Raw genomic sequence first — 24,877 nt, forward strand, 5'->3', positions numbered from 1 at the left:
GTACCGTCGGAAACATGAGCACGAGCACCGAGCCGACCGCCGTCGGGACGTACGAGTTCGACCGCGACACGGCCGTCACCCTCAGGGAACCCGGCGTCTACGACGCCGACCTCTCCGCCGGCTGGACGATCATCCACGCCGTCAACGGCGGCTACCTCCTCGCCCTGCTCGGCCGCGCCCTCGGAGACCACCTGCCGCACCCGGACCCGTTCACGATCTCGGCGCACTACCTGACGCCGTCCGTGCCGGGCCCGGCGGTGATCCGGACGGAGACCGTCCGCACGGGCCGGACCCTCTCCACGGGCACGGCGTCCCTCTTCCAGTACGCGGAGGACGGCACCGAGGTGGAGCGCATCCGCGTCCTCGCCTCGTACGGAGACCTCGACGCGCTCCCGGACGACGTCCGCACCACGGCGACGCCCCCGGCGATGGCCCCGATCGAGAACTGCTTCAGCGCCGCCGACAACCCGGCCCCGAGGATCCCCGGCTCCTCCGCGATCGCCGACCGCCTCGACCTCCGCCTCGACCCGGCGTGCGTGGGCTGGGCGGTCGGCGCGCCGTCGGGCAAGGGCGAGATGCGCGCCTGGTTCGGCCTGGCCGACGGCCGGGAGCCCGACGCCCTGTCCCTGCTCCTCGCGGTCGACGCGCTGCCGCCGACCTCCTTCGAGCTGGGCCTCAAGGGCTGGACGCCGACCGTGGAGCTCACCACCCACGTCCGCTGCCGCCCGGCCCCCGGGCCGCTGCGGATCTCGATCACCACCCGGAACCTCGCCGGCGGCTTCCTGGAGGAGGACGCCGAGGTCTGGGACAGCGCGGACCGCCTGGTGGCCCAGTCCCGCCAACTGGCCCGCGCACCCCGCGACTGAACCCGGGCCCGGGCCGCCGCCCGCCGGGGGCGCGCCCGGCCCACCCTGCGCCCGCGGGACCGGCGCCCCGGCCACCGCCGTGTGGGCGCGCCCGCTGGGGTGGTGCCCCGGCCCACCGCCGTGTGGGCAATCGTCCCGCTGGGCGGGACGGGTGGGCACACGGGACGGCGCCCTTTCGCGGCGCCTCCGCGTTCCGCGCCTGGACCCGCACCACGAGCGGGGGTGCACATGGGGTGCGGGTCAGGGCGCGGGAGCCTGGGCGCGGCCAGGGGTGCCGTTCCGTTGTGCCCACCCTCCCCCAAGCTCTCGGCTTCGCTCGAGCAGGGGGACCCCCCTCGCCCCAGCGGAACGATTGCCCACAACGGGGAGGGCACCGCCCCGGAGGGCGCAGCCCGCAACGGACGGTGGGGGCGCGGAACGGCTGCCCGCAGCGAGGGGCGAGGGCGCAGCCGGCCGCAGGCTCCACGGCTGAGAACCGCCCCCAGGCCCCGGCGCAAACGGGCCACGCGCCAGGAGCCGACGCACGGGCTCGTAGAATCGACCCACCATGGCTTACCTCGACCACGCCGCGACCACGCCCATGCTCCCCGAGGCGATCGAGGCGATGACCGCCCACCTCGCCGTCACGGGCAACGCCTCCTCCCTGCACGCCGCCGGACGGCGCGCCCGGCGGACCGTCGAGGAAGGGCGCGAGACGCTCGCCGCCGCGCTCGGCGCGCGGCCGAGCGAGGTCGTCCTCACCTCCGGCGGCACGGAGGCGGACAACCTCGCCGTGAAGGGCCTGTACTGGGCCCGGCGCGACGCCGACCCCCGCCGCACCCGCGTCCTGGCCAGTCCGGTCGAGCACCACGCCGTCCTGGACGCCGTCGACTGGCTGGCCGCCCACGAGGGCGCCGCCGTCGAGTACCTCCCGGTCGACGCCCACGGCCGCGTCCACCCCGACGCCCTGCGCGAGGCGATCGCCCGCGACCCCGAGTCCGTCGCGCTGGCCACCGTCATGTGGGCCAACAACGAGATCGGCACGATCATGCCGGTCCGCGAACTCGCGGACGTCGCCGCCGAGTTCGACGTCCCCCTGCACGCGGACGCCGTCCAGGCCGTGGGCCAGGTCCCGGTCGACTTCGCGGCCTCCGGCCTCGCCGCGATGACGGTCTCCGGCCACAAGATCGGCGGCCCGTACGGCATCGGCGCCCTGCTCCTGGGCCGCGAGCACACCCCCGTGCCCGTCCTGCACGGCGGCGGCCAGGAGCGGCACGTCCGCTCGGGCACCCTGGACGTGCCCGCCGTCGCGGCCTTCGCCGTCGCCGCCCGGCTCGCCGCCGAGCGGCAGGAGGAGTTCGCCCGCGAGGTCGGCGCCCTGCGCGACGAACTCGTCGCCGCCGTCCGTACGGTCGTGCCCGACGCGATCCTCGGCGGCGACCCCGTCGACCGGCTCCCCGCCAACGCCCACTTCACCTTCCCCGGCTGCGAGGGCGACTCCCTGCTCCTGCTGCTCGACGCGGCCGGCATCGCCTGCTCCACCGGCTCCGCGTGCACCGCCGGCATCGCCCAGCCCAGCCACGTCCTGCTCGCCACCGGAACGGACCCGGACCTGGCCCGGGGCACCCTGCGCTTCTCGCTCGGCCACACCTCCACGAAGGAGGACGTGACGGCGGTCGCGGAGGCGATCGGCCCGGCGGTGGAGCGCGCGAGGACCGCCGGCCTCAGCTGAGCCGAGCGAGCCGAGCGCTCCCCGGCCCCGGCTGACCCGCCCGAGCCGGCCCCCGCGCTCCCCGGCCTCAGCCGAGCCCCGTCCGCTCCCTCCGTACGAGCGCCAGATACCGGTCCCAGTCCCAGTGCGGACCGGGATCGGTGTGGTCGGTGCCCTCGACCTCGACGTGCCCGATGATGTGCTCCCGGTCCACGGGCATCCCGTACCGGGCGCATATGTCGGCCGTGAGCCGGGCCGAGCCCCGGTACATCGCCGGCGTGAAGTCCTGCGGCCGGTCGACGAAGCCCTCGTGCTCGATGCCGATGCTCCGCTCGTTCATGTCGCGGTTCCCGGCGTGGAAGGCCACGTCGAGCTCGCGGATCATCTGCGCCACATGCCCGTCCTTGCGGACCACGTAGTGCGCGGCGGCCCCGTGCCCCGGGTCCTTGAAGACCTTCAGGGCGCTCGCGTAACTGCCCTGGACGACATGGATCACGACCCGGTCGATCGTGTAGTCGTCGGGCCGGTCGGCCCGACGCCAGTTCGCCCGCGCCGCCGGCGTCCACTCGGAGCCCTTGTGGTCCAGCTCCCCCTCGACCCGCTTCTTCTCCATCCCCGGCAGGCGCCACCACAGGCGCCCCAGTTCGTCCCCGGCCAGCGCGACCGTGCCCACCGCCGCGACCGCGCCGCCGATCAGCACGGCCCGTCGGCCCACCCGCCGTCCGCCCGCCCCGGTCCCCGTGCCCTTCGACTCGCTCCCCATGCCACGGAGAACGCTCATCACCGCGACCGCGGTTCCCGGCGCCCCGTACCCTGGTAGGGCTATGACTCAGACTCCGCCCCAGCGCCCCCACGCCCGCCCCCTCCGGGTACTTGCCGCCATGTCCGGCGGAGTGGACTCCGCCGTCGCCGCCGCCCGCGCGGCCGAAGCCGGTCACGACGTCACCGGCGTGCACCTGGCCCTCTCCGCGAACCCGCAGTCCTTCCGTACCGGAGCACGCGGCTGCTGCACGATCGAGGACTCGCGCGACGCGCGTCGGGCGGCCGACGTCATCGGCATCCCCTTCTACGTGTGGGACCTCGCCGAGCGGTTCCGCGAGGACGTCGTCGACGACTTCGTCGCGGAGTACGAGGCGGGCCGCACCCCCAACCCGTGCCTGCGCTGCAACGAGAAGATCAAGTTCGCGGCGCTGCTCGACAAGGCGCTCGCCCTCGGCTTCGACGCGGTCTGCACCGGGCACTACGCCACCGTCGTCCTGAACGAGGACGGCACCCGCGAGCTGCACCGGGCCTCCGACATGGCGAAGGACCAGTCCTACGTCCTCGGCGTGCTCGACGAGAAGCAGCTCGCGCACGCGATGTTCCCCCTCGGCGACACCCTCACCACCAAGGACGAGATCCGGGCGGAGGCCGAGCGGCGCGGGCTAGCGGTCGCGAAGAAGCCCGACAGCCACGACATCTGCTTCATCGCCGACGGCGACACCCAGGGCTTCCTCGCCGCCCGCCTGGGCAAGGCGGAGGGCGACATCGTCGACGAGTCCGGCACGAAGGTCGGCAGCCACGAGGGCGCGTACGGCTTCACCATCGGCCAGCGCAAGGGCCTGCGGATCGGCCACCCGGCCGCGGACGGCAAGCCCCGCTACGTCCTCGACATCTCGCCCGTGAACAACACCGTCACCGTCGGCCCCGCCGAGGCCCTCGACGTCACCGCCCTCACCGCGATCAAGCCCCGCTGGTGCGGCACCGCCCCCGAGGGCCCCGGCCGCTACACCGCCCAGCTCCGCGCCCACGGCGGCGAGACGCCGGTGAGCGCGGCGCTGGAGGACGGCGAGCTGAAGGTCGTCTTCGACGAGCCGGTCCGCGGCGTCGCCCCCGGCCAGGCGATCGTCCTGTACGACGGCACGCGCGTGGTCGGCTCGGCGACGATCGCGACGACGACCCGCCGCACGGCCGCTCCCGCCACCGCCTAGACCGGCTCGTCGAGGAACTCCTCCAGGACCGGGGCCAGGACGTGCGGGGCCGGCTCGTGCGTCTGGCCCGTCAGGGTGCGGTGCCGGGCCCGGGGGAGCGCCGCCGTCAGGGCGCGGGCCGCGTGCCGGGTCGCCGCAGGGCTCGCGCCCCCGTCGACGACGAGCACGCGCGCGTGGACCGCCTGGAGGAGTCCGTCCGCGAGCGGCCCCGGCTCGTACACCGACACCGCGCCCACCGGGAGCCCGGCCGCCGCCCCCGCGAGCGCGAGGACGCCGCCCGTCTCCGTGCCGTGCACGGCCGCCCCCGGCCCCGCCGCCGCCAGGACGGCCGCCAGGTCCTCGATCTCCCGCTCCACCGCGCCGGCGCCGCGCCGCTCGTACGTCACGACGGAGAAGCGCCGGGCGAGCAGCCCGGCGAGCACCCGCCCGCCGCCGCCGTCCGCGCCGCCGACCAACACGAGGGGACGGCCGTCCCCGTACCGCTCGTACGCGATCTCCGTGCCGTCCCGCGACACGACCCGGCCCCGGACCCCGCTCAGCATGGTGCTCACCTCGTCCATGGCAGGGCAGACCGGTGCCGTCACCGGAACTCATCGCCGCCCGCCGGACTTCTTCCACGACCGCCTACGGTGGAGCCCATGAACATCTGCGTCTTCCTCTCGGCCGCCGACCTCGACGAGCGGTACACGGCCCCGGCCCGCGACTTCGCCGCGCTCCTCGGCAAGTCCGGCCACACCCTCGTCTGGGGCGGCTCCGACACCGGCCTGATGAAGGTCGTCGCGGACGGCGTCCAGGAGGCGGGCGGCCGGCTCGTCGGCGTCTCCGTCGACTTCCTCGCCCACAAGGCCCGCCCGAACGCCGACCAGATGGTCGTCGCCGGGGACCTGGCCGAGCGCAAGGCCCTGCTCCTCGCCAAGTCCGACGCGATCGTGGTCATGGTCGGCGGCACGGGCACCCTCGACGAGGCCACCGAGATCCTGGAACTGAAGAAGCACGGCAAGCACTCCAAGCCGGTCGTCGTCCTCAACACGGCGGGCTTCTACGACGGCCTGAAGGCCCAGTTCCGCCGCATGGAGGACGAGGGCTTCCTCCCCCTCCCGCTCACCGACCTCGCCTTCTTCGCGGACGACGGCCCGACGGCCCTCGCGTACCTGGAGTCGAGCCTGAAGTGAGCGAGGCGCCCTACCGATTGCCTGAGCGAAGTACGCACGAGTGCTCTTGCGATCCGTGCGGGCGCTCTGCTACGTGATGGCGCGATCCTTGTGTCCGAATCTCCTTCGCGATTGCGCACGCGACCGCCTCCCGTACTAGCGTCAGGGAGCGCAGGGACGGACCGCGGATCAGATGGGGGAACCGGTGTCGTTATCGGAGCGCTGGCAGGAGCTGTTCGGCCCGGCCGACGGCGGAGCAGCCGTCATGAGCCTCGCCTCGACGGCCCCGGAAGCGGGGACCGGCGGAGGAGCGAACGGCCGGCTCAAGTACAGCGGAGGCCCCTGGACCAGCGCCTCCGGCACCGCGGGTGACCTCCGCACCAGCACCGAGACGAGCCGGTCGGCCCTCGGCCCCGGCCACGAGGGCGTCGAGGCCGGAGCCGTCGGCCTCACCTCCGTGGCGGCGCTCAAGAGCGTACGGACGTCCTGGGAGGAACGCCTCCGGGCGTTACGGGACGAATGTGAGCAGCTCAAGGGGACACTGCTCACGGTCGCCAAGGAGATGGGCGAGACCGAGACCGCGATCGAGACGTCCTTCAAGGGCGTCGACGGCGGCGCCGAGGCCGGTGGGCGGCGATGACCGGAACCCTCACCTGGCAGCTGTTACGCGACCTCAGGACCTCCGAACTGACGGAGGCGGGAGACACCTGGCACGAGGTGTCGAGCCGCTCGGACTCCGATCGCGTGCGGGTCGACCGGGCGATGTCCGCGAAGCTCCGCGAGACCCAGGAGAGCGAGTCGGCGGAGGCCGCCCTCGGCCGGCTCCAGCGTCTCAGCCGCAACTTCCAGTACCTGCACAGCGAGTGCGGCCTCGTCCGTACGACGCTCAACGGTCTCGCCGCCGACCTCGCCGAACCGCAGAACCAACTGAAGCAGGCCCTCGCGGACGCCGCCGCCCTGAACTTCACCGTTCACGAGGACGGGTCCGTCAGCTACCCGGCCGCCCAGCTCGAGGACCTCACCGGCGCGACGAAGGAGGCGCCGGGCAGCAGCGTCCGGGGCAGCTCCCGCCTCCCCCTGGAGCCGCCCGGTTTCGGCGTCGGCCCGCAGTCGCCGCTCTACCCGGGCTACCAGGGCTTCACGCCGCTCAACCCGAACGCGGCCAAGGCCCAGGACATCGCCGACCGTGTCGCCCGCGCCGTACGGTCGGCGGCTGAGATCGACGCCCGGTACGCCAGGACCCTGAGCGGCCTCAAGGCGGAGAGGGGGCTCGACGTCACCGAGGCCACCCTGAAGGACGTCGCCCGGGACACCGCCGACGTCCGCGGCAGGACCGGCATGTACCTCGGCGAGGACGTTCCCGAGGACAAGAGCCCCGCCGAGCGGAAGAAGTGGTGGGACGGCCTCACCGAGGAGCAGCGCCGGGAGTACCTGGAGGTCGCACCCGACCTGGTGGGTGGCCTGGACGGCATCCCGGCCGTCGCCCGTGACGAGGCGAACCGCACCTACCTGCCGGTCCTCATCGACGAGCTGGGGCACCGGGGCGGCGACGACGCGCAGACCAAGCTGAACGCCCTCCGCATGATCCAGGACAAGCTGAACAAGCCGAGCGACCCGCCGATGTTCCTGCTCGGCATCGGCGACGAGGGCAACGGGCGGGCGATCGTCGCGTACGGCAACCCGGACATGTCGAAGAACATCTCGGCGTACGTGCCGGGCCTGGGGACCAAGCTCGACGACGAGTTCGTCAAGGACACGATGAAGCGGGCCCAGGACACCGCCGTCGGAGCCCGGGACGTGGACCCGTCCAGCGCGGCGATCGTCTGGCTCGGCTACGACGCCCCGCAGAACGTGGACGTCATGACAAAAGGAGACGCCGAGCGGGGTGCCCCGGCGTACAGCCAGTTCATGGCGGGCCTTTCGGCGACGAACGAGAACGGGGACCCCCATGTGACGGCGATCGGGCACTCCTACGGCTCCCTCACAGTCGGCACCGCTGCCAAGCAGTCCGGCGGAATCCCGGGTGTCGACGACGTCATCCTCCTCGGCAGCCCCGGTGTGGACGCACAGAAGGCCGAGGAGCTCGGTGTCGGCAGGGACCACGTCTTCGTCGGCGCCGCGGACAACGACCCCGTGACCCACCTGCCGACCAAGGACGAGGCGGCGCTGGGCTGGGCACTGGGCGGTCCGTTGGGCGTCCTGCCCGCCCGCGACCTCTTCGACATCGGCAACGACGACGTGTACTTCGGCAAGGATCCGGCGAGCGAGGCCTTCGGTGCCCGCCGCTTCAAGGTCGACGACGGACCGAGGATGATCATGGATGGTGGTGGCTTCGATGCCCACTCCCAGTACTTCACGCCGGAACTGGATCCGGAGTCCGCGGACAACATCGCCAGAGTGGTCGCCGGACAGTCCGCCAGGATCACCACGGAGGAATACCGATGAAGCGACGGCGACGCGTGGCCAGGATCGCCGCTCCTGTACTTCTGGCGGGCGCGGTTCTCACGGGGTGCGGGGAGCAAGGTGACGGAGGGGCGAAGTCGGGCATGAACATGCAGGAAGCCGCGGACCGCGCGGACGCGATGCTGGACGCGACGCTGAACGCCGTCGTACCGGAGGTCCAGTGGGCTCACCACACCTGGACGAGCGGCAGCTGCACAGTGACGCGGCGCCGGAAGGTGACGACGATCCTCTCCGGGCAACGGCGTGGAGCCTTTCTCGGCGTGATCGAACGGTTCTGGAAGAAGAGCGGCTATGAGATCACCGGCGTGAACCAGGACCGGGAGATGCCGGCCGTCTTCGCCAAGACGTCCGACGGATTCCAGCTCGCCCTGAGCATCGGGTACAAGGGGCAGGCTGTGTTCAAGATCGACACGCCCTGCGTCGAGGAGGCCGACGTCGCCGAGCCCACCTCCCAGCCCAACGGCCCCGCCTACCCCCTCGGCCAGATCCCCACCCCCAACGTCCACTCCGACTTCTGGTCCGCCACGACTCCCGCCCCCACCCCCTCCGCCTGACCGCAGGTGGGAGCATGGCTCCCATGGCTACACATGTGATCACCGGAGCGGGTTCCGGCATCGGCGCGGCCGTCGCGCGGCGGCTTCACGCGCGTGGGGACGAGCTCGTGCTCCACGCGCGCGACGCGGGGCGGGCCAAGGAGCTCGCCGCGCAGTTCCCCGGGGCCCGGACGCTCGTCGGGGACCTGGCCGACCCGGACCGGCTGTCCTGGGCCTTCTCGCACCAGAGCCTGCCCGACCGGGTGGACGGCCTGCTGCACGTCGCGGGCGTCGTCGACCTCGGGCCGGTCGGGGAGCTCACCCCGAAGACCTGGCACCACCAGCTGAACGTCAACCTGGTCGCCCCGGCCGAGCTGACCCGCCACTTCCTGCCGCAGCTGCGGGTCTCCCAGGGGCACGTCGTCTTCGTCAACTCGGGCGCCGGGCTCAACGCGCACGCCGAGTGGGGCGCGTACGCCGCGTCCAAGCACGGCCTCAAGGCCCTCGCGGACTCCCTGCGCCACGAGGAGCACGCCAACGGGGTGCGGGTGACCTCGGTCTACCCCGGCCGGACCGCCAGCCCCATGCAGGCGAAGGTCCACCAGCAGGAGGGCAAGGAGTACGACCCGTCCCGCTGGATCGACCCCGAGTCCGTCGCGACGGCGATCATCACCGCGATCGACCTGCCGCGCGACGCGGAGATCAACGACCTCACCGTGCGCCCGGGGCGGTAGGCATGGACGAGACGAAGCTCTGGGGGCCGGCCACCGGTGTCGGCTCCCTGCCCGGCGGCGACGCGCGCGAGGCCGCCAAGACCGCCACCGGTTCCTTCGAGGACTTCCCGTTCCTTCCGGAGCTGCCCGCGCGCGGCCCCGGCGCCGACATGATCGGCCGGACGATCGGGATGCTCGTCGACCTGTACGCGCACGTGGAGCCGAGCGGCTGGCGGATCAGCGACCGGCCGGGCCGCGACACCAAGCGGGCCCGTTCCTGGCTCGGCGAGGACCTGGACGCCCTGGAGGAGTTCACCCAGGGGTACGAGGGTCCGCTCAAGGTCCAGGCCGTGGGCCCGTGGACGCTCGCCGCGGCCCTGGAGCTGCGCGGCGGCGAGGCCGCCCTCGGGGACGCCGGCGCCTGTCGTGACCTGGCCTCGTCGCTCGCCGAGGGGCTGCGCGAGCACCTCGCGGAGGTCGCCAAGCGCGTCCCGGGGGCGCGGATCGTGCTCCAGCTCGACGAGCCCTCGCTCATCGCCGTGCTGCGCGGGCAGGTCCGTACCGCCAGCGGCTACCGCACCCACCGGGCCGTCGACCGGCAGGTCGTGGAGAGCGCCCTGCGGGACGTGACGGCCGTCCACGACGGTCCGGTGGTCGTCCACTCCTGCGCGCCCGACGTGCCGTTCGCGCTGCTGCGCCGGGCCGGGGCGGCGGGCATCTCGTTCGATTTCTCGCTCCTCACCGAACGTGACGAGGAGGCGATCGGCGAGGCCGTGGAGGGCGGGACGAAGCTCTTCGCCGGTGTGGTGCCGTCCACCGACACGGCATTGTCGGACCCGGGCGGTAGCGTCATGGGTGTCAGGACGCTGTGGCGCAGGCTGGGGCTGAATCCGGGGACTCTCGCGGAGTCCGTCGTGGTCACGCCCTCGTGCGGTCTCGCGGGCGCGTCGCCCGCCTATGCCCGGGCGGCGCTCGCCCACTGCGCCAGAGCGGCACGGTCGCTCGCGGACAACCCTGAGTAACGGAAGGACGAAACGGTGGCAGTCGAACAGGGGGCCCTGCCCGCCGAGGCACGGGAGAAGCATGCCGAGCTGGCCGAGCAGGTCGAGGAGCACCGCTTCCGGTACTACGTGAAGGACCAGCCGGTCATCAGCGACGGCGAGTTCGACCGGCTGCTGCGCGCGCTGGAGGCGCTGGAGGAGGAGTACCCGGCGCTGCGGACGCCGGACTCGCCGACGCAGAAGGTCGCCGGGCAGTACGAGACCGAGTTCACCGCCGTCCAGCACCGGGAGCGGATGCTCTCCCTGGACAACGCCTTCGACGACGAGGAGCTGGCCACCTGGGCGGAGCGGGTCGCGCGGGACGTCGGCACCCCCGACTTCCACTACCTGTGCGAGCTGAAGGTCGACGGCCTGGCGGTCAACCTCACCTACGAGCACGGACGGTTGACCCGCGCCGCCACCCGCGGCGACGGCCGCACCGGCGAGGACATCACGCCCAACGTCCGGACGATCGCCGACATCCCGGAGCGCCTCCGGGGCGACCGCGTCCCGGACCTGGTGGAGATCCGCGGCGAGGTCTACTTCCCGATGGAGGCCTTCGAGGGGCTCAACGCCCGTCTGGTGGAGGCCGGTGACAAGCCCTTCGCCAACCCGCGCAACGCGGCCGCCGGTTCGCTCCGGCAGAAGGACCCCAAGGTCACCGCCTCCCGCCCGCTCCACATGGTGGTGCACGGCATCGGCGCCCGCGAGGGCTTCGAGATCTCCCGGCTCTCGGAGGCGTACGAGCTGCTCCGCGAGTGGGGCCTGCCCACGGCCCGGCACAACAAGGTGGTCGACTCGCTCGCCGACGTGCGGGAGTTCATCGCGTACTTCGGGGAGAACCGCCACTCCGTCGAGCACGAGATCGACGGGGTCGTCGTCAAGCTCGACGAGATCCCGCTCCAGGGCCGCCTGGGCTCCACCGCGCGCGCCCCGCGCTGGGCGATCGCCTGGAAGTACGCGCCGGAGGAGGTCAACACCAAGCTGGTCGACATCAAGGTCGGCGTCGGCCGCACCGGACGCGTCACCCCGTACGCCCAGGTCGAGCCGGTGACCGTGGCCGGCTCCGAGGTCGAGTTCGCCACCCTCCACAACCAGGAGGTCGTGAAGGCCAAGGGCGTGCTGATCGGCGACACGGTCGTGCTGCGCAAGGCCGGCGACGTCATCCCCGAGATCCTCGGGCCGGTCGCCGACCTGCGGGACGGCACCGAGCGGGAGTTCGTGATGCCCGCCGAGTGCCCGGAGTGCGGGACGGCGCTGAAGCCGATGAAGGAGGGCGACATCGACCTCCGCTGCCCGAACGCCCGGACGTGCCCGGCCCAGCTGCGCGAGCGGGTCTTCTTCCTGGCCGGGCGGCAGTGCCTGGACATCGAGAGCTTCGGCATGGTGGCCGCGGCGGCGCTGACCCGCCCGCTGGAGCCGGTCGAGCCGCCGCTCGTGGACGAGGGCGACCTCTTCGACCTGACCATCGAGCAGCTGCTGCCGATCAGGGCGTACGTCCTCGACCCGAGCAGCGGGCTGCCGAAGCGGGACCCGAAGACCGGCGAGGAGAAGATCGTCACGGTCTTCGCCAACCAGAAGGGCGAGCCGAAGAAGAACGCGCTCGCGATGCTGGAGAACATCGCGGCGGCGAAGACCCGCCCGCTCGCCCGCTTCATCAACGGGCTCTCCATCCGGCACGTGGGGCCGGTCGCGGCCGAGGCGCTGGCCCGCGAGTTCCGCTCCCTGGAGCGGATCGAGCAGGCGAGCGAGGAGGAGCTGGCGGCCGTCGACGGCGTCGGCGGGATCATCGCGGCCGCCGTGAAGCAGTGGTTCTCGGAGGAGTGGCACCGCGAGATCGTGCGCAAGTGGCGCGCCGCCGGGGTCACCCTGGAGGACGAGGGGGCCGGGGAGGACGAGGGGCCGCGTCCGCTGGAGGGTCTGACGGTCGTGGTCACCGGCACCCTGGAGAAGTTCACCAGGGATGGCGCAAAAGAGTCGCTCCAGCGGCTCGGAGCGAAGGTGACCGGTTCCGTTTCGAAGAAGACCGGCTTCGTGGTCGTCGGTGAAAACCCTGGTTCGAAGTACGACAAGGCGATGCAGCTGAAGGTTCCGGTTCTGGACGAGGAAGGCTTCTCCGTCCTGCTCGAACAGGGGCCCGAGGCGGCTCGGGAGGTCGCGGTGCCCGTCGCCGAGTGACCTCCCGGAGGCCGCGGAGGCTCACCCGTTCGGCGCATACCAGATCGTTAGGGGTGGCCTGGTCGCATTCGGGCAAGAGAGGGAGAGCGCTGCCCGTCGAAGCCCTCGGCGGCCTAGTGTGGTGACCGTGCGTCCAGTCCTGCACGCCCGCGCGAGGGCTCTGTCGGGCATGGCGTCAGGACATCGGCCCCGTGGTGCCAGGAGCGGCCGCCCGACAGCGGCCGGACGACGGACGGGGCCGGACGACGGACGGCCGCCTCACCGCGGCCCATCGCACACCGACGGCACCGCCTGTGAGAGGGACGGGAATGGAACCGACCGAGAGCGCCGCCCCGGTCCCACGGCCGCACGGCCGTGTGGTCCCGCTGGGCTTCCCCTCCCGGCTGCCCGCAGCCGTGGTGGGCATCGCCGCCGTCGTGCTCGTCGCCGGGCTCCAGCGAGCCCTGAGCGGCGGCCAAGGCCTCTTCCCCGGCGGAGTCGCCGGATGGTCCCTCGCCGTCCTCACCGGCCTCATCGTCGGCCACCTGGTCGCCCTCGGCCGGGACCGCTGGTGGGGCGGCACCGGCTCCGGGGCCGCCCTCACCCTCGCCGTCCTCCTGCTCTACGGCTGGGTGCCCGCCGGACTCGTCTCGCTGACCGTCGTCACCCTGGTCGGCGCCGCCCGCCGCCACCGCTGGCGCCAGGGCCTGCTCCACGGCGCCGCCGACGTCCTCGGCGTCGGCGCCGCCGCCCTCGTCCTCGCCCTCTTCGGGGACGTACCGACCGTCGAGCGGCCCTGGCAGCCCCTCGACTGGACGATCGCGGACCTCCCGGAAGCCGTCCTCGCCGCCGGCGCCTACCTCGTGGTGACCCGCCTCCTCCTGTGGTACACGCTCGCCCCCCAGGCCGGCGGGCTGCCCACCATCGCCCGCTCCGCCCTCCTCCGGCAGGGCCTCGTCGCCGTCGCCCTGCTCGGCATCGCCCCCCTCATCTGCGTCGTCGCCGCCACCCGGCCGGTCCTCCTGCCGCTCTTCGCCGTCCCCCTCATCGCCCTCGACTCCACCCTCTGGATCGCCCGCGCCCGCGCCGAGGAGCAGCTCCGCGACCCCCTCACCGGGCTCCCCAACCGCCAGTGGCTCCTGGAGCGGGCCTGGACCGCCCTGGAGGAGGCCGAGGGCGAAGGGGTCCGCGCCGCCCTCGTCCTGATCGACCTCGACCGCTTCCGCTCGGTCAACGACACCCTCGGCCACCTCGCCGGCGACCGGCTGCTCCTCCAGATCGCCGAACGGCTCCGCCTCGCCCTGCCCCGCGGCGCCGAGGCCGCCCGCCTCGGCGGCGACGAGTTCGCCGTCCTGCTGCCCACCGCCGACTCCACCACCAGCGCCCAGCGCGTCGCCCGCCACCTCGTCGCCGAGCTCTCCTCCCCGCTCGACCTCGACGGGCTCACCCTCGTCCTGGAGGCCAGCGCGGGCGTCGCCGTCTTCCCCGACCACGCCCTCGACGCCGAGGGACTGCTGCGCCGCGCCGACGTCGCCATGTACCAGGCCAAGCGCGACCGCACCGGCGTCGAGGTCTACGAGTCCAAGCGCGACTCCAACACCCCCGACCGGCTCGGCCTCCTCGGCGACCTCCGCCGCGCCCTCGACGCCGGCGAGGTCGAACTCCACTACCAGCCCAAGGTCCGCTTCGACGGCCAGGTCGCCGGCCTGGAGGCGCTCGTCCGCTGGGTCCACCCCGAGCGCGGAAAGGTCCCGCCGGACGAGTTCATCGCCATCGCCGAGTCCTCCGGCCTGATGCCGCACCTCACCGAGTACGTCCTGGAGACCGCGCTCGCCCAGGTCGCCCAATGGCGCGCCCAGGGCCTCAACGTCCCGGTCGCCGTCAACGTCTCGCCGCGCGACGTCCACACCCCCGGCTTCGCCGGCGCCGTCGCCGCCCGCCTCGCCCGCCACGGCGTCCCGGCCGGCGCCCTCCAGCTGGAGATAACGGAGCACGTGCTCCTGGAGGACCCCCAGCGGGCCGCCGACACGCTGAACGGCCTCACGGGCCACGGCGTGAAGATGTCCCTGGACGACTTCGGCACCGGCTACTCCTCCCTCGTCCACCTCAGACGGCTGCCCGTCAGCGAACTGAAGATCGACCGCTCCTTCGTGGCCCGGCTCGCCGTCGACACCGAGGACGCCGAGATCGTCCGCTGCACCGTCGACCTCGCCCACTCGCTCGGCCTCCTCGTCGTCGCCGAGGGCGTCGAGGACGACGAGACCTGGGAGCGCCTGCGCGACCTGGGCTGCGACGCCGTCCAGGGCTGGCTGGTCGCCGCCGCCATGCCGCCCGGAGAGGCCACCGCCTGGCTCCTGGCCCGCGGCGAGCACGGCTGGCGCCGCCCCGCCGACATCGCCGCCCAGGTCGACCTGGACCACCCGTCGGGCCAGGTCGTGCAGTGAGCCCGCCCCCTCCGGGGGCAAACCGTTTCACGGGCAGCGGCACCGGCCCCATAGGATTGGGCCAACACCATCAAACTCACCCCGTGAGGATCCGCATGCCTGGCATCACGCGCGAGGAGGTCGCCCACCTCGCACGGCTGGCGCGTCTGGAGCTGAAGGGCGAAGAACTCGATCACTTCGCCGGTCAGCTCGACGACATCATCGGCGCGGTCGCCCGCGTCTCCGAGGTCGCCGACCAAGACGTACCGCCGACCTCCCACCCGCTGCCGCTGACCAATGTCATGCGCGCGGACGAGGTCCGTCCGTCGCTCACCCCCGCGCAGGCGCTCTCCGGCGCCCCGGCCCAGGAGCAGCAGCGTTTCAAGGTGCCGCAGATCCTGGGGGAGGACTAAGAAGTCATGACGGACAACACCATCATCAAGCTCACCGCGGCCGAGATCGCCGGGAAGATCGCCGCCGGCGAGCTGACCGCCGTCGAGGTCACCGAGGCCCACCTCGCCCGCATCGAGGCCGTCGACGAGAAGGTCCACGCCTTCCTGCACGTCGACCGCGAGGGCGCCCTCGCCCAGGCCCGTGCCGTCGACGAGAAGCGAGCCCGGGGCGAGAAGCTCGGCCCGCTGGCCGGTGTGCCGCTCGCGCTCAAGGACATCTTCACCACCGTCGGCATGCCGACCACCGTGGGCTCGAAGATCCTGGAGGGCTGGATCCCGCCGTACGACGCGACCCTGGTCAAGAACCTGAAGGCCGCCGACGTCGTCATCCTCGGCAAGACCAACATGGACGAGTTCGCGATGGGCTCCTCCACCGAGAACAGCGCCTACGGTCCGACCGGCAACCCCTGGGACCTGACCCGGATCCCCGGCGGCTCCGGCGGCGGCTCCTCGGCCGCCCTCGCCGCGTACGAGGCCCCGCTCGCCATCGGCACGGACACCGGCGGCTCCATCCGCCAGCCCGCCGCCGTCACCGGCACCGTCGGCGTCAAGCCGACCTACGGCGGCGTCTCCCGCTACGGCATGGTGGCCTTCTCGTCCTCCCTGGACCAGGGCGGCCCCTGTGCCCGCACGGTCCTGGACGCGGCCCTCCTGCACGAGGCGATCGCCGGGCACGACCCGCTCGACTCGACCTCCATCGACGCCCCGGTCCCGCCGGTCGTCGAGGCCGCGCGCAACGGCTCGGTGGCCGGCATGCGCGTCGGCGTCGTCAAGCAGTTCCGCGGCGAGGGCTACCAGGCCGGCGTCGTGCAGCGCTTCGACGAGTCCGTCGAGCTGCTCAAGTCGCTGGGCGCCGAGATCGTCGAGCTGGACTGCCCGACCTTCGACCTCGCCCTTTCGGCGTACTACCTGATCGCGCCGTCCGAGTGCTCCTCGAACCTGGCGCGCTTCGACGCCATGCGCTACGGCCTGCGGGTCGGCGACGACGGCACGCGGTCCGCCGAGGACGTCACCGCCCTCACCCGTGAGGCCGGCTTCGGCGACGAGGTCAAGCGCCGCATCATCCTCGGTACGTACGCGCTGAGCTCCGGCTACTACGACGCGTACTACGGCTCGGCGCAGAAGGTCCGCACCCTCATCACCCGCGAGTTCGAGAAGGCCTTCGAGGAGGTGGACGTCATCGTCTCCCCGACGACCCCCACCACCGCCTTCGCGATCGGCGAGCGCGCCGACGACCCGATGGCGATGTACCTCGCGGACCTGTGCACCATCCCGACCAACCTGGCCGGCAACGCCGCCATGTCGCTGCCCTGCGGCCTCGCTCCCGAGGACGGTCTGCCGGTCGGCCTGCAGATCATCGCCCCCGCCATGAAGGACGACCGGCTCTACAAGGTCGGAGCCGCCGTCGAGGCCGCCTTCGTGGAAAAGTGGGGTCACCCGCTGCTCGAGGAGGCTCCGTCGCTGTGAGTGCCATGGCAAAGAAGGCCAAGAACTTCAAGAAGTCCAAGACCGGCCTCTACGTCTCGCTGGCGACGACCGCGTTCGGCGCGGTCAGCGTCGCGAAGCAGGCCAAGCTGGCCCGCAATGACCACGACATGCTGCGGCTGATCGACTCCGCCGTGTCCGCCGCCGCCATCGTTACCGGCCTGGCGATCCTCTACCGGGAGCTGAAGCGCCTGGGCGACGACGACGTCCTGCTGGGCTGAGAGGGAAAGTCTCACCGTGACCGTCACTGAACTGCTGTCGTACGAAGCGGCGCTCGCCGAGTACGACCCCGTCATGGGCCTGGAGGTCCATGTCGAGCTCGGCACCAAGACGAAGATGTTCTGCGGCTGCTCGACCGAGCTGGGCGCGGAGCCCAACTCGCAGACCTGCCCGACCTGCCTCGGCCTGCCCGGCTCCCTGCCGGTGGTCAACGCGATCGGCGTCGAGTCCGCGATCAAGATCGGTCTCGCGCTGAACTGCGAGATCGCCGAGTGGTGCCGCTTCGCCCGGAAGAACTACTTCTATCCGGACATGCCGAAGAACTTCCAGACCTCCCAGTACGACGAGCCGATCGCCTTCAACGGCTACCTGGACGTCCAGCTGGAGGACGGCGAGGTCTTCCGCGTGGAGATCGAGCGCGCCCACATGGAGGAGGACACCGGCAAGTCCACCCACATCGGTGGCGCGACCGGCCGCATCCACGGCGCCTCCCACTCGCTGCTCGACTACAACCGGGCCGGCATCCCGCTCATCGAGATCGTCACCAAGCCGATCGAGGGCGCGGGCGACCGGGCCCCCGAGGTCGCCAAGGCGTACGTCGCCGAGCTGCGCGAGCTGATCCGCGCCCTGGGCGTCTCCGAGGCGCGCATGGACAAGGGCCAGATGCGCTGCGACGTCAACCTGTCGCTGCGCCGCAACGGCACCAAGGCCTTCGGCACCCGCTCGGAGACGAAGAACGTCAACTCGCTCCGTTCGGTGGAGCGCGCGGCGCGCTTTGAGATCCAGCGGCACGCGGCCGTCCTCGCCTCCGGCGGGACGATCGTGCAGGAGACCCGCCACTTCCACGAGGACGACGGCACCACCACCTCCGGCCGCATCAAGGACAACGCCGAGGACTACCGGTACTTCCCGGAGCCCGACCTCGTCCCCGTCGCCCCGGCCCGTGAGTGGGTCGAGGAGCTGCGCGCCGGGCTGCCCGAGCTGCCGCGCGTGCGCCGCAACCGGCTCCGCGAGGAGTGGGGCGTCTCCGAGGTGGAGATGCAGGCCATCCTCAACGCCGGCGCGGTCGACGCGATCGTCGCCACGACCGAGGCGGGCGCGGACGCGGCCTCGGCCCGCAAGTGGTGGATGGGCGAGCTCGCCCGCAACGCCAACGAGAAGGGCGTCTCCCTGGAGGAGCTGCCCATCACCCCGTCCGACGTGGCCCGGGTCTCCGCCCTGGTCGCGGCCGGCGACCTCAACGACAAGCTGGCCCGTCAGGTCATCGAGGGCGTCCTCGCGGGCGAGGGCACCCCGGACGAGGTCGTCGAGAAGCGCGGTCTGAAGGTCGTCTCCGACGACGGCGCGCTCGGCACGGCCGTCGACGAGGCCATCGCGGGCAACGCGGCCATCGCCGACAAGATCCGCGGCGGCAAGGTCGCCGCGGTCGGCGCCCTGGTCGGCGCGGTCATGAAGGCCACCCGCGGCCAGGCCGACGCGGCGAAGGTCAAGGACCTGATCCTGGAGAAGCTGGGCGTCAGCGAGGGCTGATCCCGTTCTTCCCGTACGGGTACGAGGGCGGCGCCCCGGGTTTCACGACCCGGGGCGCCGCCCTTCGCCGTACGGTCGGCGGCCCGGCATCCGCAGGCAGCCGTCCCTGGTCTGCCGCAGGAGCCCGAGGAGCTTCTCGTACGCGGGCGGGTTCGCGGCGGCGGATCGTTCCGCCAGGGCGATCGCCTCGGTGACCGACACGAGCGCCTCCTCCCGCCGCCCGTCGAGCGCGAGGAAGCGACCGAGGTTGTTGAGGACCCGGGCCAGCTCGAAGGTGTACGCGGCGGGGTTCCCGGCGTGCGCCGCGCGGTACAGCTCCACGGCCCGCCGGGTCGCGGCGAGCCCCTCGGCGCGCCGGCCGGCCGGCGCCAGGCACATGCCCAGGTTCGAGAGCGCCTGGGCCAGATCCGCCCGGTGCGGGTCCGGGTGCTCGGCGTACAGGCGCTCGCGGAGGGAGACGGCCTCCTCGGCGGCGGTCAGGGCCTCGGCCGGGCGGCCCGCGTCGAACAGGAAGGAGGCCAGGCTCGAGAGGGCCTGCGCGAGTCCATGGGCGTGGGCGGTCAGGTTGCGCGAGGCGAGGCGGCGGCGGATCGCGACGGCCTCGGCCGTCGCGTCCACGGCCTCGGACACCCGGCCGGCCTCCCAGAGGTCGACGCCCAGACCGGCCAGGGCGAGGGCGAGGTCCGGTTCGTGGGCGGCGGCGTTGGCCCGGCCGAGGGTCCGCAGGACGGTCACCGCCTGCCAGGACAGTTCCAGGGCCTCGGCCCGCCGGCCCTGGGCGGCCAGGTGATGGGCGTGGTTGACGAGGGATTTGGCGAGGTCGGGCCGGTGGGCGGACGGGTCCCGTTCGGCCAGTCGCAGCCGGATCCGCATCGCCTCGGCGTCGGCGTCGGACGCCTCGGCCCAACGGCCGAGGGAGGAGAGGCAGTTGCCGAGGACGTGGAGGGCTTTGGCCAGGTTTTCCTCGCCTGTGGGGTCGGTGGCGAGGATCCGCCGCCAGCTCGCGACCGACCGCTCGCCCACGGCCAGGGCCTCCTGGTGCCGGCCGAGCTCGGACAGCCAGGTGGCCAGGTTGATGAGGAGCCCCGCGTGCATCCCTTCCCATCGGGCCGCCGGCCCGGTCTCCGCGAGCCGCCCGAACAGGGCGGCGGCCTCCTCGGTCACCGCCACCGCTTCTTCGGGCTGCCCGGCCGGACCCAGGCAGTACCCGAGCTGGGCCAGAGCGGTGCCGATGGCGGGCACGTCCTCGGGGAGTTCCTCCTGTGCCGCGAGGCGCAGCCGCGCGGCCTCCAGGGCCTCGTCGACCCGGCCGGCGTTCGAGAGCCGGTCGCTGAGCCGGCGGTAGCCCGCCACGCGCGCGGCGGGACCGTCGTGGAGGGCGAGCAGTTCGGTCACGATCCGGTGCGTGACGGCGGCGATGCCCGCGTCGAGGTCCACATGGCGGCGGACGGGAAAGCGTTCCTCGACGGCGGAGAGCAGCCGGACCGGTATGTCGTCGAGCGCGGCGAGCGTGCTCAGGGCGGCGCCGCCGGCGGCGAGCGCGAGACCGGGGTCGGCCGTGAGGAGCGGGTAGAGGTGCCGGGGCCCGAGGTGCGGCCAGCGCTGGGCGGCGGCGGCCAGGAAGGTGACCGCGCGCTCGGCGTGCGGCCCGAGCAGACGGGCGGTGACCTCCGGGGCCCACTCCATGGCGGGGTAGTCGGCGTCGTGCCCGGGGAGCGTGAGGGCGAGGAAGTCCTCGGCGAGCCGGTCGGGGTAGAGCGGTTCCAGGACCGTGCCGCGCTGCGGCTCGGCGGCCGGGTAGCAGAAGGCGTGGTCGTCGAGGACGCGACCGGGGGAGGGGGCGGTCCCGAGCCCGGGGGAGGGCCCGCCGTCACGGTCGCCCCCGAGCCCCGCCACCACGGCCGACCCCCTGGACCGGTCGACCGACCCCGTGAGCGCGGCGGCGAACACGGCCCGGTTCATGGCCCCCGGCGGGGTGGCGTAGGGTCCGTCGCCCCGGGCGAAGAGCGTGCCCCAGTGCAGGTGTTCCCGGTCGAGGAGGTAGACGGTCAGACCGGCGAGGTCGGCGGGCGGACGGCGCCCGTGCGCCTGCGCGTCGACGGAGACGAGCGCGGCCATGTGGAGGGCGAGGGTCAGCCCGTACGGGGGAGGGGGCCCGGGCGCGGCCGGGACTCCGTACCGTACGGCGAAGGCGTCGCGGGCGGCCCGGTACATCCCGGCACCGTCGGGGAGGTCCTCCAGGGGCATGCTGCTCGTACCGGCCTGGAGGTTGGCGAGCGAGGCGCGGACGGCGGGCCACGCGTCGGCGGTCCGGGCGAGCAGCAGCACGCGCGCGCGTACCCCGGGCCGGTGGAGCAGGGCGTTGCCGAAGAGCCAGGTGAGGTGGGTGAGCGGCCAGCGGTCCGCGTAGTCGACGACCAGGAGGACGCCGTCGCGCCCTTCGGTCGTCAAGTCCTGGCTGCCGGGCGGTGGTTGCACGGAGCCGGGGCCGTTCGTCGCGGCGGCCACCCGCCAGCCCTCGTCCTGGGTCGCGTCGGCGAACCGGGCGGCGAGGCGCGTCTTGCCCTGCCCGCCGGGGGCGTGCATCCAGCGGACGGCGAGTCGGGGGCCCTGGTCGCGCCACGCGCGCAGCTCGGCCAGCTCGGCGTCCCGGCCCGTGAACGGCACGACCTCGAAACGGGAGTTGAGCATCCGGCTCGGCAGCTCCCGCAGCCACTCCGGGTCGGCGGTGGGCGCGCGGCGCCAGTTCTGGAGCAGGTAGACGGGCGAGCCGTCGCCGAAGACGTGGATGTCGGCGCCGATGACGCCGTACGCGTACCCGGAGTGCGCGGTGACGTGCTGCTCGGCACTCACGGGTCACGCGTCCGGGCGGGACTCGGGGCTCTGGTGGAAGACGATGTTCCCGTGCTGGACGCCGAAGACGCGGCCGTTGCCGTGGGCGGTGTTGTGCTGCACGGAGTGGTGCCCGCCCGGGGCGTCCCGTATCAGGGCGCGCAGTTCCTCGGCGCACTCCGGGTGCTCGGCGAGGAGGGCGCGCAGCCGCAGCGCCCAGGCGGGCACGAGCGCCTGCCGCGCCCCGTCGGGGTCCTCGGCCCCGGCGACGAGCGCGGCGTCCTCTTCGAGCCGCGCCTCGACCTCCGCCCGTCCCCGGAACAGCCGGACGACCCCGTCCCGGGTGACCTGCCAGGCGTCCGTGGCCATGGCGGCGACGACGGCCCCGCCGCCGGCGGCGGCCAGGGCGGTCAGGGATTCCTCCAACACGTGGCCTCCGTGACGAACGTGCTCCAGGGGGTGGGGGAGACGGTGAGGACGGGACCGTCCTCACCGAGCTCGGAGTCCCGGACGTGGACGGCGGCGGGGTGGGCGGCCACCTCGACGCGGTCACCGCCCTCATTGCCGCTGCGGCCGGACTTGAACCATGAAAGTGCTTCCGTCTTCGCCGACGCGGCGGACGGGTTCCGGAGGGGGCCCTCCGGTCACGCCGGGCCCGTCGTGCCAGGGGCGGGAGTCGGGGTCGCCGTCCGGGGCGCGTCAGGGGGGTTTCGGGGTGATCACCGATCGTCGACGCCCGGCGGAAACGGCAGAGTCGAGGTCGTTCGGAGCACACGCAGACCTCACGGCGACCACCTCTGGAGCACTCCCATGCGACACCGCACGACCTCACTGCGCCGCCTCGTCGTGGCCGGCACGACCACGGTCGCCCTCACGCTCGGTGCCGGTGTCCCGGCCGCCACCGCCGTCTCGCCCGCCACCGCAGCCTCGCCCTCCGTGGCCGCGGCGACCTCCCGCGCCCGCTCCGCCGGCTTCGACGCCGAACCGCTGCGGAAGCTGCTCACCCCCCTGCCCGGGTACCAGGCGGGAGCGCTGGTCAGGGTCGACGGGCCGGGGCGCGGGCCCCTGTGGACCGGCGTCGCCGGACCGGTGCCGGCCGACGCCCACTTCCGCATCGGCAGCGTGACCAAGGCCTTCACCCACACGGTCGCGCTGCAGCTGGTCGCCGAGCACAGAATGGGGATCGACGACCCGGTGCGGTCCCACCTGCCGGAGCTGATCCCCGCCGAGTACGGCGAGGTGACGGTGCGTCAGGTACTTGATCACACCAGCGGCTTTCCGGCGCCCGCTCCGACCCCGACCCCGAAGAGCGGGCCGGGGTGGTGGCTCAAGGGCGTCACACCGGTCGACGGGGTGCGGGACGCCTTCGCGCTCGCCGCCGCCGACGAGGCCTGGCGGAAGCACCGCCCCGCGCCGGGCGCCGTCCAGCAGTACAACGGGCTCAACACGCTGGTCGTCGGACTGCTGGTCGAGAAGGTCACCGGCAACTCCTTCCGGCAGGAGCTCGACCGGAGGATCCTGCGCCCCCTCCGGCTGCGGCACACCAGCCTCCCGGCCGCCGAGGACGTCACCATCCCCGGCCCGCACGCGCGGGTGTACGTCGGGACGGACGAGGTCACCGAGCAGAGCCCCTACCCGTGGGCCGAGGGCGGGATGATCTCCACCGCCGCCGACCTCGACCGCTTCCTGACCGCCCTCCTCGGAGGCCGGCTCCTGCCGCCCGCCGTGCAGAGAACGGCCTTCTCCGTCCCCGAGGTCCCCAACGCGCCCCAGAACAAGCACTGCGGCACCGGTGGCGAGGCCTGCTTCGCCCCCGTCGGTCTGATGCGCCTCACCCTCGACAACGGCGTGACCGTCTGGGGCAAGACGGGCTCCCGTCCCGGGTGGGAGAACGGGTTCTTCGCCACACCCGACCTCAAGCGCCGTGTGGTGTACTCCCTCAACCCCGACGGGACGGGGACGAGCAAGGAGTACACCGACTACGTGAGGGCCCTCGCCCGTGCCGCCTTCACGGGGGTCCCGCCGACCGCACAGGCGCCCACCGCAGAGGCGCCCACCGCACAGGCACCCACCGCTCCGGCAGCCCCGGGGCGCCGCGAGCTCCAGGAGGCGTCCTAGCCGCCGAGCGGCGCGATCGTCCGGCGGAAGGCACCGGGCGGCGCGTCGTCGCCCGGGCGGTGTCAGGAGGCTCGCGAACCCGGCCGGCAGCAAGGAGAAAACCGCGATGACGACCGGCGCGTCGATGTGAAAGGCTCCGCTCCGCTCCGTCGGCCCTGACGGGGCGGGGGAGGGAACGGGACATGTCGGTGGAACCCAGGGACTACGTCGCTCGGCTGCGCGCGCAGGCGGACGATCCGGGCCGTGAGGAGGCGCTGCGGCGCGACAGGAGGGTGCGGCGCCTCAAGATCGCGCTCGCGGCCGGTGCCGGTGTGCTGCTCCTCGGCGGCTTCGGGTTCTGGCTGGCCGACTCGACGGGGGAGCGGCCGCCCTACGAGCCGTACGGCGCGAAGGTGCTCCACGAGGAGGTCTGGCCCCTGGAGTGGCCGTACACGGTCGACATGCCGTTCCGGAACTCGCCCGCGTCCGGCTGGGCGGAGGGGGCCGACGGGATCTACGTCGCCCCGCCCATGCCGTCCGGCGGGCTCTCCGAGAAGGACATGACCGCCGTGCTGGAGGACGTGAGGACCCTGCTCGTCGAGACCAACGTCTCGGAGGACACCCTGGCCGGCGCCGAGCCCACGGCGGCGCTCGCCCTGCTCGACCCGCGCGGCGCCGACGAGGCCGTACGGAAGGACATGGTCACCCGCTTCGACCCGAAGGAGGTGTACCTGGACGGGAGCGGCATCCGGACGCGGGGCGCGATGACCTACCGGGTCTCGGCCGCGGGGGAGATGGTGGTGCACGTCGACTACGTCTTCGTCTACCCGCTGGTGCGGGCGGAGGAGGGCCATGAGGTGGTCCCCGGCGCCCCCGAGGTCGCGAGGATCGCCGTACGGCGCCAGTTCACGGTCACGTCGAGGGGCGGGAAGCTCGTCCTGGGCGCCTACGCGAGCGAGGTCGCCAACCACGACTGCGCCGCGCCGAAGGACGGCCGCCTCCACCCGCTCTTCGCCGAGGGGCGGTGGAAGGCGGGACAGGCGGCCGAGGGGGCCCGGGTCACCCTGGCCGATCTGTACGACGAGAAGCGGGTCCTCCCGAGCGGGCCCGGCCACTGCGTCACTCCGACCGGGACCTGACGCCCGAGGGCCCCGGCGCGAGGTCGGGGGCATGATCCCCGGCCCGCTCCCCCTCCTGTGAGGATCGCCACGAAAGGGGCAAACGATCACGTTTGGCTGCAACAGTGGGGGCGCGCG

At 73.3% G+C, this 24,877-nt stretch carries 21 protein-coding genes and 1 pseudogene; 17 read left to right on the forward strand and 5 right to left on the reverse strand.

The window, feature by feature from the left end; genetic code table 11:
* The first annotated feature begins 14 nt into the window (after positions 1-14).
* Both ACFYUZ_RS23825 and ACFYUZ_RS23830 read left to right on the forward strand, forming a co-directional pair.
* The gene (locus ACFYUZ_RS23825; protein WP_389312358.1) at positions 15-866 is read left to right on the forward strand and encodes a thioesterase family protein; all 852 of its coding nucleotides are present in this window, start codon (positions 15-17) and stop codon (positions 864-866) included.
* A gap of 547 nt (positions 867-1,413) precedes the next feature.
* Positions 1,414-2,577 (forward strand): cysteine desulfurase family protein, encoded by a 1,164-nt coding sequence (locus ACFYUZ_RS23830; protein ID WP_389312360.1) that lies wholly within the window; start codon positions 1,414-1,416, stop codon positions 2,575-2,577.
* Positions 2,578-2,644: 67 nt separating this feature from the next.
* Here ACFYUZ_RS23830 and ACFYUZ_RS23835 read toward each other — a convergent pair whose 3' ends face one another.
* Positions 2,645-3,319, reverse strand: coding sequence for an N-acetylmuramoyl-L-alanine amidase (locus ACFYUZ_RS23835; protein ID WP_389312650.1), 675 nt, complete (start codon positions 3,317-3,319; stop codon positions 2,645-2,647).
* A gap of 61 nt (positions 3,320-3,380) precedes the next feature.
* Between ACFYUZ_RS23835 and mnmA the strand changes: the two genes are divergently transcribed.
* Positions 3,381-4,526, forward strand: coding sequence for a tRNA 2-thiouridine(34) synthase MnmA (mnmA, locus tag ACFYUZ_RS23840; protein ID WP_389312362.1), 1,146 nt, complete (start codon positions 3,381-3,383; stop codon positions 4,524-4,526).
* Here the strand turns inward: mnmA and ACFYUZ_RS23845 are convergent.
* A complete protein-coding gene (locus tag ACFYUZ_RS23845; protein WP_389312364.1) occupies positions 4,523-5,086 on the reverse strand; it encodes an alpha/beta fold hydrolase in 564 nt (187 codons plus the stop codon). The genes mnmA and ACFYUZ_RS23845 overlap by 4 nt on opposite strands.
* Before the next feature lie 78 nt (positions 5,087-5,164).
* On the opposite strand from ACFYUZ_RS23845, the gene ACFYUZ_RS23850 reads away from it, so the two are divergent.
* From ACFYUZ_RS23850 to gatB, 12 genes are all read left to right on the forward strand, one after another.
* Positions 5,165-5,698 (forward strand): TIGR00730 family Rossman fold protein, encoded by a 534-nt coding sequence (locus ACFYUZ_RS23850; protein ID WP_389312366.1) that lies wholly within the window; start codon positions 5,165-5,167, stop codon positions 5,696-5,698.
* A gap of 184 nt (positions 5,699-5,882) precedes the next feature.
* The gene (locus ACFYUZ_RS23855; RefSeq protein ID WP_389312368.1) at positions 5,883-6,317 is read left to right on the forward strand and encodes a hypothetical protein; all 435 of its coding nucleotides are present in this window, start codon (positions 5,883-5,885) and stop codon (positions 6,315-6,317) included.
* Entirely contained in the window at positions 6,314-8,122 is a 1,809-nt protein-coding gene (locus ACFYUZ_RS23860; RefSeq protein WP_389312370.1) for an alpha/beta hydrolase, read from the forward strand. The genes ACFYUZ_RS23855 and ACFYUZ_RS23860 overlap by 4 nt, the downstream gene beginning before the upstream one ends.
* Before the next feature lie 101 nt (positions 8,123-8,223).
* A complete protein-coding gene (locus tag ACFYUZ_RS23865; protein WP_389312372.1) occupies positions 8,224-8,694 on the forward strand; it encodes a hypothetical protein in 471 nt (156 codons plus the stop codon).
* Between the two features lie 14 nt (positions 8,695-8,708).
* Positions 8,709-9,407 (forward strand): SDR family oxidoreductase, encoded by a 699-nt coding sequence (locus ACFYUZ_RS23870; RefSeq protein WP_389312374.1) that lies wholly within the window; start codon positions 8,709-8,711, stop codon positions 9,405-9,407.
* A gap of 2 nt (positions 9,408-9,409) precedes the next feature.
* The gene (locus tag ACFYUZ_RS23875; RefSeq protein WP_389312375.1) at positions 9,410-10,408 is read left to right on the forward strand and encodes a methionine synthase; all 999 of its coding nucleotides are present in this window, start codon (positions 9,410-9,412) and stop codon (positions 10,406-10,408) included.
* Positions 10,409-10,423: 15 nt separating this feature from the next.
* Positions 10,424-12,604, forward strand: a complete 2,181-nt coding sequence (ligA, locus tag ACFYUZ_RS23880) for an NAD-dependent DNA ligase LigA (protein ID WP_389312377.1) — start codon at positions 10,424-10,426, stop codon at positions 12,602-12,604.
* A gap of 308 nt (positions 12,605-12,912) precedes the next feature.
* Positions 12,913-15,027: a putative bifunctional diguanylate cyclase/phosphodiesterase gene (locus tag ACFYUZ_RS23885; RefSeq protein ID WP_389312379.1), complete on the forward strand. Its 2,115-nt coding sequence runs from the start codon at positions 12,913-12,915 to the stop codon at positions 15,025-15,027.
* A gap of 95 nt (positions 15,028-15,122) precedes the next feature.
* Positions 15,123-15,419, forward strand: coding sequence for an Asp-tRNA(Asn)/Glu-tRNA(Gln) amidotransferase subunit GatC (gatC, locus tag ACFYUZ_RS23890; RefSeq protein ID WP_003966094.1), 297 nt, complete (start codon positions 15,123-15,125; stop codon positions 15,417-15,419).
* Positions 15,420-15,425: 6 nt separating this feature from the next.
* The gene (gene gatA / locus ACFYUZ_RS23895) at positions 15,426-16,925 is read left to right on the forward strand and encodes an Asp-tRNA(Asn)/Glu-tRNA(Gln) amidotransferase subunit GatA (RefSeq protein WP_225799255.1); all 1,500 of its coding nucleotides are present in this window, start codon (positions 15,426-15,428) and stop codon (positions 16,923-16,925) included.
* A gap of 5 nt (positions 16,926-16,930) precedes the next feature.
* Positions 16,931-17,164, forward strand: coding sequence for a hypothetical protein (locus tag ACFYUZ_RS23900; protein ID WP_086827418.1), 234 nt, complete (start codon positions 16,931-16,933; stop codon positions 17,162-17,164).
* A gap of 16 nt (positions 17,165-17,180) precedes the next feature.
* Positions 17,181-18,692 carry an Asp-tRNA(Asn)/Glu-tRNA(Gln) amidotransferase subunit GatB gene (gene gatB / locus ACFYUZ_RS23905; protein WP_389312381.1) on the forward strand — a complete coding sequence of 504 codons (1,512 nt, stop codon included), beginning with the start codon at positions 17,181-17,183 and terminating at the stop codon, positions 18,690-18,692.
* Positions 18,693-18,734: 42 nt separating this feature from the next.
* Here the strand turns inward: gatB and ACFYUZ_RS23910 are convergent, their stop codons facing one another.
* The 3 genes and pseudogenes from ACFYUZ_RS23910 to ACFYUZ_RS23920 all read right to left on the reverse strand — a co-directional run.
* Positions 18,735-21,545 carry a tetratricopeptide repeat protein gene (locus tag ACFYUZ_RS23910; protein WP_389312383.1) on the reverse strand — a complete coding sequence of 937 codons (2,811 nt, stop codon included), beginning with the start codon at positions 21,543-21,545 and terminating at the stop codon, positions 18,735-18,737.
* A gap of 3 nt (positions 21,546-21,548) precedes the next feature.
* Positions 21,549-21,953, reverse strand: a complete 405-nt coding sequence (locus ACFYUZ_RS23915; RefSeq protein WP_389312385.1) for a hypothetical protein — start codon at positions 21,951-21,953, stop codon at positions 21,549-21,551.
* Positions 21,935-22,102: pseudogene (locus tag ACFYUZ_RS23920) on the reverse strand (DUF397 domain-containing protein); the annotation flags it as partial. The gene ACFYUZ_RS23915 and the pseudogene ACFYUZ_RS23920, both read right to left, overlap by 19 nt.
* Positions 22,103-22,334: 232 nt before the next feature.
* On the opposite strand from ACFYUZ_RS23920, the gene ACFYUZ_RS23925 reads away from it, so the two are divergent.
* Positions 22,335-23,642, forward strand: a complete 1,308-nt coding sequence (locus tag ACFYUZ_RS23925; protein ID WP_389312387.1) for a serine hydrolase domain-containing protein — start codon at positions 22,335-22,337, stop codon at positions 23,640-23,642.
* Positions 23,643-23,824: 182 nt separating this feature from the next.
* The gene (locus tag ACFYUZ_RS23930) at positions 23,825-24,760 is read left to right on the forward strand and encodes a hypothetical protein (RefSeq protein ID WP_389312389.1); all 936 of its coding nucleotides are present in this window, start codon (positions 23,825-23,827) and stop codon (positions 24,758-24,760) included.
* The last annotated feature ends 117 nt before the right edge of the window (positions 24,761-24,877 follow it).

It is taken from the genome of Streptomyces sp. NPDC004266 (assembly GCF_042874095.1).
Lineage (GTDB): Bacteria > Actinomycetota > Actinomycetes > Streptomycetales > Streptomycetaceae > Streptomyces.

Excerpts from the sequence above, each read along its gene's own strand:
- ACFYUZ_RS23825 (WP_389312358.1), top strand. The coding sequence starts at position 15 with ATGAGCACGAGCACCGAGCCGACCGCCGTCGGGACGTACGAGTTCGAC.
- ACFYUZ_RS23830 (WP_389312360.1), top strand. The coding sequence starts at position 1,414 with ATGGCTTACCTCGACCACGCCGCGACCACGCCCATGCTCCCCGAGGCG.
- ACFYUZ_RS23835 (WP_389312650.1), bottom strand. The coding sequence starts at position 3,319 with ATGGGGAGCGAGTCGAAGGGCACGGGGACCGGGGCGGGCGGACGGCGG.
- mnmA (WP_389312362.1), top strand. The coding sequence starts at position 3,381 with ATGACTCAGACTCCGCCCCAGCGCCCCCACGCCCGCCCCCTCCGGGTA.
- ACFYUZ_RS23845 (WP_389312364.1), bottom strand. The coding sequence starts at position 5,086 with ATGGACGAGGTGAGCACCATGCTGAGCGGGGTCCGGGGCCGGGTCGTG.
- ACFYUZ_RS23850 (WP_389312366.1), top strand. The coding sequence starts at position 5,165 with ATGAACATCTGCGTCTTCCTCTCGGCCGCCGACCTCGACGAGCGGTAC.
- ACFYUZ_RS23860 (WP_389312370.1), top strand. The coding sequence starts at position 6,314 with ATGACCGGAACCCTCACCTGGCAGCTGTTACGCGACCTCAGGACCTCC.
- ACFYUZ_RS23865 (WP_389312372.1), top strand. The coding sequence starts at position 8,224 with ATGAACATGCAGGAAGCCGCGGACCGCGCGGACGCGATGCTGGACGCG.
- ACFYUZ_RS23870 (WP_389312374.1), top strand. The coding sequence starts at position 8,709 with ATGGCTCCCATGGCTACACATGTGATCACCGGAGCGGGTTCCGGCATC.
- ACFYUZ_RS23875 (WP_389312375.1), top strand. The coding sequence starts at position 9,410 with ATGGACGAGACGAAGCTCTGGGGGCCGGCCACCGGTGTCGGCTCCCTG.
- ACFYUZ_RS23885 (WP_389312379.1), top strand. The coding sequence starts at position 12,913 with ATGGAACCGACCGAGAGCGCCGCCCCGGTCCCACGGCCGCACGGCCGT.
- gatC (WP_003966094.1), top strand. The coding sequence starts at position 15,123 with ATGCCTGGCATCACGCGCGAGGAGGTCGCCCACCTCGCACGGCTGGCG.
- gatA (WP_225799255.1), top strand. The coding sequence starts at position 15,426 with ATGACGGACAACACCATCATCAAGCTCACCGCGGCCGAGATCGCCGGG.
- ACFYUZ_RS23900 (WP_086827418.1), top strand. The coding sequence starts at position 16,931 with ATGGCAAAGAAGGCCAAGAACTTCAAGAAGTCCAAGACCGGCCTCTAC.
- ACFYUZ_RS23925 (WP_389312387.1), top strand. The coding sequence starts at position 22,335 with ATGCGACACCGCACGACCTCACTGCGCCGCCTCGTCGTGGCCGGCACG.
- ACFYUZ_RS23930 (WP_389312389.1), top strand. The coding sequence starts at position 23,825 with ATGTCGGTGGAACCCAGGGACTACGTCGCTCGGCTGCGCGCGCAGGCG.